Origin of the sequence: Bacteroides propionicigenes, assembly GCF_018390535.1 — a bacterium.
Taxonomy (GTDB): Bacteria; Bacteroidota; Bacteroidia; order Bacteroidales; family Bacteroidaceae; genus Bacteroides; species Bacteroides propionicigenes.
Genome location: NZ_JAHBBW010000029.1, coordinates 1 through 1,574 on the forward strand (window position 1 = coordinate 1; position 1,574 = coordinate 1,574).

2 protein-coding genes are annotated in these 1,574 nt (G+C 46.1%); one reads left to right on the forward strand and one right to left on the reverse strand.

All coding sequences use genetic code 11. The annotated features are described in order from the left end of the window. Nucleotides 1–124: 124 nt before the first annotated feature. Nucleotides 125–529, reverse strand: a complete 405-nt coding sequence (locus tag KG118_RS17260) for a hypothetical protein (protein WP_118323707.1) — start codon at nt 527–529, stop codon at nt 125–127. A 565-nt stretch (nt 530–1,094) separates the two neighbouring features. On the opposite strand from KG118_RS17260, the gene KG118_RS17265 reads away from it, so the two are divergent. Beyond that, on the forward strand, nt 1,095–1,574 hold a 480-nt coding region (locus KG118_RS17265), incomplete at its 3' end, for an OmpA family protein (protein WP_213388591.1).

The window sequence follows — 1,574 nt, forward strand, 5'->3', positions numbered from 1 at the left end:
GTTTGTTTTTAGTTTGTCTTCATTGACGGGGGCAAAGGTAAAGGTACGCTTCCGAATACGAAAATAGCCCTCTCCCCCCGTGGGGAGGGTCCGCCCCACTTATTTCGGATGCGTGCCGGCGTGCCTACTCCTCCTTGGGGAAGAGCCGCGCGAGGGTGTTGTACAGCGCGGTCTCAACGGATTGCGCCTTCATCTCCGAACTACGGTCGCGGTCTTTCTCCACAAAGCAGAAAGCGTGCAGGAGATTAGCCCAGCAACGCACCTCCCTACTCATGCTGAAATCAGGACAATCCAAAGCCTGATGGCGGTGTATCTGGCAGGCAACCGCCTCAAAGAGAAGCTGTTTGCACGTATCGATGTGCACCCGCCCGTCCAGCATCACGTCAATACCCGCGGCAATGCGGGATACATCGTCATCACCGTCTTTCAAAACAAACACATAGCGGTCGCAATCTACCAGCTCCGCTTTTTTAAAATAGTACTTTTCATGCTTTTTTCTCTTTTTTCGTTTAACATTTGAAAACTTCAATTAATATTAACACGCAAAGTTAAACATAAATTATAAGCGGGCAAAAACGTGCCCAAAAACTTGTACGGAAATATAAAAAATCGCCGATAATACAGATAAAGAGAGGAGGGTATACCCCCCTCTATATACACCCGGCGATTTTTCGGAAAAAAAATAAAGAGAATACGCGCACACGTGCCTATACGCGTATGTACTATATATGCGGAAGTCGGACCACCGGAAAGAAAATACGGAAAACAGGGGAAAAAAGGGGAAATGGGTTGTAAGGAATATTTTGCAAAAACGGGGGTGTTTTTTAAACGTACGTTTAATAAACACAAAGGTAGGCATACTTTTCGGAGTGGCAAATATTTTTATACTTTTATTTTTATAAATTTATAAAATGTTTTTTACTACGCTACTACACAGCCGTTTACGTCCCGAATAAAAATAGCGGTATTATGCAAGAATCAGTATAAAAGCGGGTACGCAAAAAAGACCCGAAAAAGGTGTTTTTTAGACGTACGTTTAAAAAACAGTTTGCCCCCAAAAGGCAAGCATACAAGCAAACAAACAATCAACACATATGAACCTGAAACCTTTGATAATCATAGGGTTTATGCAGGCATTGTCTTTTCCGGTATATTCACAGGAAGCGAATGAAAAACACAAAGATGCTTTTTGTACCGTTTCCCAACGAAAAACAGAACTGATGCTGCATTTCCGCTTCGACCGTTCCATAGTAGACTATGGCTACCGGGACAACCAACAGGCATTGGCTGCCCTGCACAAACTGTTTGCGGACAGAAACGGGGCAGAGCGGATAGACTCCATACGCATCAGGGCATTCTCCTCGCCCGAAGGGAATGCAGCCTACAACCAACGCCTCGCACTGAAACGCGCCCGTGCCGTAAAAGGATATCTCGTATGGAAATACCCCGGAATACCGCAACACCGCATACGCACCTCCGCACAGGCAGAGAGCTGGGAAGCCCTGCGTGAAGCCATAGGCAACGACACGCTACTACCCTGCCGGGACGAGATATTGCAGATACTCGAACTGGAC